Annotated in this window: 9 protein-coding genes; 4 read left to right on the top strand and 5 right to left on the bottom strand. The window is 48.1% G+C overall.

Annotated elements, in window-relative coordinates; translation table 11 throughout:
- The coding region (locus NNN64_RS04310; RefSeq protein WP_271440602.1) for a hypothetical protein at window positions 1–238 on the bottom strand (238 nt) is incomplete at its 3' end.
- Window positions 239–378: 140 nt separating this feature from the next.
- Window positions 379–891 (bottom strand): GNAT family N-acetyltransferase, encoded by a 513-nt coding sequence (locus NNN64_RS04305; protein ID WP_271440601.1) that lies wholly within the window; start codon window positions 889–891, stop codon window positions 379–381.
- 97 nt (window positions 892–988) lie between these two features.
- Between NNN64_RS04305 and NNN64_RS04300 the strand changes: the two genes are divergently transcribed.
- The gene (locus NNN64_RS04300) at window positions 989–1,210 is read left to right on the top strand and encodes a hypothetical protein (protein WP_271440600.1); all 222 of its coding nucleotides are present in this window, start codon (window positions 989–991) and stop codon (window positions 1,208–1,210) included.
- 390 nt (window positions 1,211–1,600) lie between these two features.
- On the opposite strand, the gene NNN64_RS04295 is transcribed toward NNN64_RS04300, so the two are convergent.
- A complete protein-coding gene (locus NNN64_RS04295) occupies window positions 1,601–2,455 on the bottom strand; it encodes a DMT family transporter (RefSeq protein WP_271440599.1) in 855 nt (284 codons plus the stop codon).
- A 134-nt stretch (window positions 2,456–2,589) separates the two neighbouring features.
- Window positions 2,590–2,934, bottom strand: a complete 345-nt coding sequence (locus tag NNN64_RS04290) for a DUF1294 domain-containing protein (RefSeq protein WP_271440598.1) — start codon at window positions 2,932–2,934, stop codon at window positions 2,590–2,592.
- A gap of 199 nt (window positions 2,935–3,133) precedes the next feature.
- On the opposite strand from NNN64_RS04290, the gene NNN64_RS04285 reads away from it, so the two are divergent.
- Both NNN64_RS04285 and NNN64_RS04280 read left to right on the top strand, forming a co-directional pair.
- Window positions 3,134–3,604 (top strand): GNAT family N-acetyltransferase, encoded by a 471-nt coding sequence (locus tag NNN64_RS04285; protein ID WP_271440597.1) that lies wholly within the window; start codon window positions 3,134–3,136, stop codon window positions 3,602–3,604.
- A 220-nt stretch (window positions 3,605–3,824) separates the two neighbouring features.
- Entirely contained in the window at window positions 3,825–4,406 is a 582-nt protein-coding gene (locus tag NNN64_RS04280) for a GNAT family N-acetyltransferase (protein WP_271440596.1), read from the top strand.
- Between the two features lie 215 nt (window positions 4,407–4,621).
- Here the strand turns inward: NNN64_RS04280 and ftrA are convergent, their stop codons facing one another.
- Window positions 4,622–5,611: a transcriptional regulator FtrA gene (gene ftrA, locus NNN64_RS04275; RefSeq protein WP_271440595.1), complete on the bottom strand. Its 990-nt coding sequence runs from the start codon at window positions 5,609–5,611 to the stop codon at window positions 4,622–4,624.
- An 82-nt stretch (window positions 5,612–5,693) separates the two neighbouring features.
- On the opposite strand from ftrA, the gene NNN64_RS04270 reads away from it, so the two are divergent.
- Entirely contained in the window at window positions 5,694–6,113 is a 420-nt protein-coding gene (locus NNN64_RS04270) for a rhodanese-like domain-containing protein (protein ID WP_271440594.1), read from the top strand.
- Window positions 6,114–6,355: the final 242 nt, after the last annotated feature.

Raw genomic sequence — 6,355 nt, 5'->3', positions numbered from 1 at the left:
CTTCAAATCTTTGTGAGTTTAATTCTATATCCCCGTACTTTTCTTTTATTTCATTGATTGAAGGAGTAATGCTTCTGGTCAGAGATGACAATATAGGCCATTCAGTATTGCCTTGGCCCCTGAATAAATTCCCATAAATCCACTCCCCATTGGATTTTTTAACAAGATTCAGAAAGTCTGCGACACTACTAACAACTCCAGCACACGCGGTGTTATCCTTTGAATATAGATCTTTCATTAATCACCTAGCATTAGTTATGTTTTAAAGTCATTTTCTTTTTGAACTTAATGTTCAATGATAAGAAATGCAAGCATATTTTAAGACTTGATTCTTAGCTAAGAAGCGTCTGCTCCTGGCACGGAGCGGCCGGTCACACGCTAGACAGTGATCCCCATGATCCTGATGACGCTCTGCTGTGAAGCAGTTTTGAAATAGTCGCTTTTAATTAAGGTCATGCCCTGTTTGCGGTAGAAATTACAGGCGCGTTCGTTCTGTTCAAGAACCTCCAGCCATACAAAGTCTTTCCCCCTGGCCCGGGCCAGCTCTTTGACGGTGTCAAACATGACCTGACCGTAACCTTTATGGGTGTCAGCAGGATCAAGATAGAGTTTGTTAAGCAGCATCCCTGATATATTCGTATCAGGGATGCTGCTTTCATAGGTCACTTTCGCAAAACCAATTGGTCTGTCGGTCTCTGCAACATACCAACAAACCGCTTGCTCTTTCAGGCTCTGTTCCAGTTCGTCCAGAGAAAATTCGCTTGCTAAAAAAGCTTCCAGTTCAGACTCAGACTCCCACAGATGTTCGAAGTGTGCGCGGTAGATGCGGTAGCCCAGCGCATTAAGCAACATCGCGTCGGCCGGTGTGGCTTCACGGATTTGTAATGACATGAATGATACCCGTCCTGGTAATAAATTAACGATTACTGAACTATATCAAAATTGTCAGTGATACAGTGGTATGCGAATATTTCAGAGGCTTATCAGTATGAAGATTGTTTTTATCCCTGCGTTGATCGTCGTCCTGATTGATAAAGAACAGGACATGGGGCGGGAATTGATCCGCGATGAGGTTGAGTCTATCCGAGATGGCGCTACAGCCATCCGCCTGTCGGCCGAAGCAGCTGAGGATATAATCAGAGAGCGCGGCTACCGCGATATTGATCCTGAGAATGTCTGGCGCGAGTGGCTGGCGTATAAAGCTGACTGAATGTCGATGGGAACTCGCTGCTTTAGTGGCATAGGAAAATTGTGCACTTACACGGATGCGTTTACTCCGCGCCAGGCGTGGAGCTGAGGGGCACCATTGATATGACCTTAACAGATGGATGGGAGAGTTTTTGGGGGCAAATTTGGGGGCATTTCTAAGGGCAGGGACATGAAAAGGGACACATTAATAGCTGCTATAACCCGCTATTAACTGTCACTGCAATTTTTTATCTTACTGATTTATATGTATGTATTTGAGTTTTAGGTTGATTGTTTTTTCCTGTGTAATCGCAGAGTAATTAAGCAAGTTGATTATCGCGCAAAGGGCGTGACAGGGTGCATGTGGGTGGTGAGTCAAAACACCGAAGCACGGTGCTGCGACTCCTCAATGTTATCCCCGTGCTGATTTCTTACTCTGTGTTCGATCGGATGAAATAACAATGGCTATGCCAGCCAGAACGATCAGTGTGCATACCAGAATTCTCAAATCAGGCAATTCGCCAAGAAATAGCACCCCACCTACCGCAGCAATACAGGGCACGCTCAACTGAAGTGTGCTGGCGGTTGCGGAAGACATACTGGCAACAAGTTGATACCAAAGTACGTAAGCCACACCAGAAGCCAGTCCGCCGGAGAGCAGGGCAAGGATGACGCCGTTGGCGTCAGTATGCACGGGTTCCTGTCGTACCAGACTCAGAATGAGAATAACCGGAAGGCTCAGAATGAAATTTCCCGCAGTCGTCCCGGCAGGAGAGAGAATGTTTTTCCCTCGCACAGAGTAAGCTCCCCATGCCAGGCCTGAAGCAACCATCGTCAGGGCAGGTATAAAAGGGGGAGCGGTTGCGCCGGGGAGCAGCAGCATAATGATTCCCCCAATGGCAATGACGATCCCGGTGGCTTTGTATCCGCTAAGTGTTTCGCCTTTAATTAATCCCCAGCTAATCATGCAGATCTGCACTGCGCCAAATAGCAGTAATGCGCCTGTTGCGGTATTGAGCTGAACATACGCGATTGAGAAGAATAATACATAGGCACACAGCAACAGGGCATCGATGATTTTCCAGCGTATGTCTTTCAGTTTTCCCCGGGCTATATGCCAGATAAACAGCGTTACTGCACCACCGAGTAGTCTCAGCACGCTGAACGTCTCAGGATCCGAATACCCATTCTTTAAAGCAATACGACAGAGGATAGAATTGGCTGCAAATGCAGTTAACACCAAGAGAACCAGCAACAGCTTTTTCATACCCATCCTTAATGTTGACGATCTGTTGCTGAGTATAGAGTGCGTACATCAGGACAGGCACGCTAACGATGCTTTTGGTTATAATCCAACACGCCAAGGTTGCGCAAGGTGCGGGCGCTATCCCTAAGTGATGTTCAGGAAAGTGAGAATGGAAAGAATTGATACACGGCCACCATAGCGGAGGTACTTAATATCACACTGATGACGAAGTAAGTTTTGAAGGGCTGCTTTTGTGTTTTATGGCGAAAGAGTTGTTGGCCGACAATAGCACCAGCCCATCCGCCTACAACGCCAAATACCAGCAACGTGGATTCCGGCACTCTGCGCCAGGCCTTACGCGCTGCCATTTTATCCACGCCGTAAATCGCCAGCGTCAATATATTGGCGAGCAGGCCCCATATTAGCAACGGATGTGGGGCAAAAAGGCTACCGGCCGCAGCGCAGACCAGTAGCAAATAACAACAACGATTGAGATTCATATCATTAACCACAGCCAGAACGGAGAGGCGGTTATCTTAACCCAGAACCGACACCGATAAATGGACATGAGATTCTCAGAAGCTAGGGTTATCCAGATTTCGAAGCAGAAAATGTCGGGATCGCATGGTCAGCCTGGAAAATAGAACATTATGAAAAGTAATGATATTGTTCTACAAACCACGCTCATAACGAGGTTATATGAAAATCAGAAGGTTCAGAAATGGAGATGAAATTTCGTTATTCAGCGTATTTTTATCTTCTGTACATACCCTCGCATCCCACTACTACACACATGAACAAATAGCTGCCTGGGCCCCATCAGATATCGACCCGGACCACTGGACCAATCGCATGAGGGCACTACGTCCCTTTGTTGTTGAAGTGGAGGGTGAAATAGCTGGATATGCGGATGTTCAGCCCAATGGGTACATTGACCATTTCTATGTCTCGGGAGCCTACCCGAGACAGGGCGTAGGGACGCTACTGATGGACCGTATTCATGAAGAAGCCAGAGAACGTGGAATGGGTGAACTTACTTCAAATGTCAGTAAGGCTGCGGAAGCATTCTTCCTACGGCACGGCTTTCATGTCGTGGAACGAGGTTTCCCTGTGTGTCGTGGCGTGACACTACAAAATGCACTGATGCGGAAATATTTGGCGAAACAATAGAACACCGGCTGATTCCTACCCGGCACGGTCCGTAGTGAGCGAATAGTGGAAGTGAGTCACGCACGGGGGAATTACTTATATTGCCATGTATTATAAACGGTGAGCAGGTAATAGCCCCTTAATGAGTCGATTATTAAATGCAAACGGAGCATAGTAAGTCATTCGGTACAAGATTATGCAGCCCAATCCATCTACACAAAAGAACTGTGAGGCCACAAATATGACGCCTACTTTACAAGGGGCTCTTGTAACGCTCCGTCCTCTGCTTAAGACGGATGCTCCGCTATTGATTGATGCGGCTGAAGATGGGGAACTTTGGTCTCTGTCATTTACGGTAGTTCCATCTGCTGACACTGCTGATTCGTACATTCAGAAAGCCCTGAAGGGGCAGGCCGAAGGCACCGTCATGCCGTTTGCTGTAACGCTCTCATCCGACCAACGTGTCATTGGGTCAACGCGTTTCTGGAAGATTGATCGCGAAAACCGAAAGCTCGAAATTGGTCACACCTGGTATTCACAAAGCTGGCAAAAAACAGCTGCAAATACCGAGAGTAAACTGTTACTGCTGCGATATGCCTTTGAGCAACTTAAGTGTGTTCGCGTTCAGTTTACGACTGATGTATTGAATGAGCGCTCTCAGGCTGCCATTCTCCGTATTGGTGCGGTCCAGGAAGGTATCATTAGAAATGAACGAATTATGCCTGATGGTCGAAAGCGTACCTCCATACGGTACAGCATAATCGATGATGAGTGGCCGCAGGTTCAGACCAACCTTGAGCGCCGTCTTTCCGGTCACCGGTAAGAAAAATTATCGAAGAATTGCCGACAGGAGGTATGGGATACTACGTGTTTTACCTCGCAATCGACGCCTTTGAACGCCTGACCTCAAAAGCAGTATCGCGGTCACTCTCTTGCTGGCAGGAAGAGATCGATCTGCGTTCTTTCAATTGATGTAGGGCGGACATCACTCACCAGGCAGAAGTGCAAGAAATATCGCAGGATCTCAAACTCAGTTCATTAAGGGCTTGACCTGAATTGCCTGCGCCAGACCTGCGGACTGATAGTAAATCGTTTCTGAAAGTGATGCCGTAGCGTGCCTGCGCTACCAAATCCGTTTTGTTCTGCAATGCGTTCAATGCTTAGACTGCTACTTCTTAATGCTAGTTGCACACGTTTAAGCCGCTCTTCAAGCAACCACTGAGTAGGAGTTAGCCCTGTAGCTTCCAGAAAACGGCGCTGTAAGGTGCGTGGACTCATACTTGCACGATTCGCTATGGTTTCTAAGGTATGAGGCTCGGCGATATGTGTATGCAGCCAGTCAAATAATAAACCCAGACGGCGGCTTTCCTGAGCACGAGCGACAGGATGTGCTATCTGCTGAGACTGATCACCATCACGATGAAGTTGGATCACCAGCCGGCGTGCCACATTATTGGCAATTTCAAGGCCGTAGTCGCTGCGCACTACGTGAAGACAAAGGTCGATACCAGCAGCACTGCCAGCTGATGTCATCAAATTGTCATCACCGATGTACAGCACATCATTGACCACTTCTATTTCCGGGTAACGCTGCTGTAACTCGTCAGTATATCGCCAGTGTGTTGTCGCCTTTCGTCCGTTTAACAGACCTGCGGCGGCAAGGACAAACACGCCTGAACAAATAGACATGATACGACAACCGCGCTGGTGAGCCTGGCAAAGAGCAATACAAAGCGCTTCAGGTACCGGAGTTTGAACTCCGCGCCAACCAGGAACTACCAGCATATCCGCTTGTTCAAGCAACTCATACCCACCATCCACCATCACCCTTATTCCACCCGTTGCCCGCAATTCGCCATCATCAATGGAAGCGACAGCAAAGCGATACCAGTTTTCTTTCAGTTCAGGGCGTGGCAGACCAAAGATTTCTACGGCAATGCCAAATTCAAAAGTACATAGCCCGTCGTAAGCCAGAACGACGACCTGCGGGCGGGGATCTGTTGTCATAATCCTGGCGATTTCTGTCATGGTTGGTAGCGGTGGAGGTAGCTGATATCTGGTGAGATAAGAGGTAACACAGTACACCACACTACAACAAGAGAGAAATACCATGAGTTCAGTAACAGCGATCCCCGCCGCCAGTGCCCCTGAAGTTATCAGTCATTTTTCCCGCCGCCTTAGCGTGGAAACAGACTGTTCGGATGTCAACGCAGCCATGAATGCAGGAGAAGTGGACTTCGTGCTGTTGCATGTCGTTGGCAGCCAGGAATCTTTTGCTCGTCGCCATCTTCCCAACGCCATTCATCTACCACACAAAATGATCACCGCAGACATGATGAATAAATGGCCTGATGATACGCTGTTTGTCGTCTATTGCGCCGGGCCACACTGCAACGGAGCCGATAGAGCTGCACTGAAACTGGCTCAGCTTGGCCTGGCAGTCAAGATAATGATTGGTGGACTCACTGGCTGGGAAGATGAAGGACTGGCCTTCGCAGAAAACGCGGTTGGCAGTTCACGGCGGTGTTGAATTTTTCGGCTGATTCGCACATTTTATTAATGCAACCGGATATGACCGACGCCAGTTTATGGCACGAAGCCGCCTGTTATGCAGTAACTGTGTACCAGACATCGACAGGCGGCTTTGAGCAGCAATATTGTGCTGCAGAGGCGGTGGTCGCTCCCTCCGGCAGTCCCAAATTAACTCAACCACAAAAACCAAACCATTTGATTTTTCGCCGCGTTAACGAGAGAGTCCTTATAAAACACATG

The organism is Citrobacter sp. Igbk 14 (assembly GCF_028069825.1).
Taxonomy (GTDB): Bacteria; Pseudomonadota; Gammaproteobacteria; order Enterobacterales; family Enterobacteriaceae; genus Citrobacter.
This window is presented reverse-complemented; position numbering and strand designations above follow the sequence as displayed.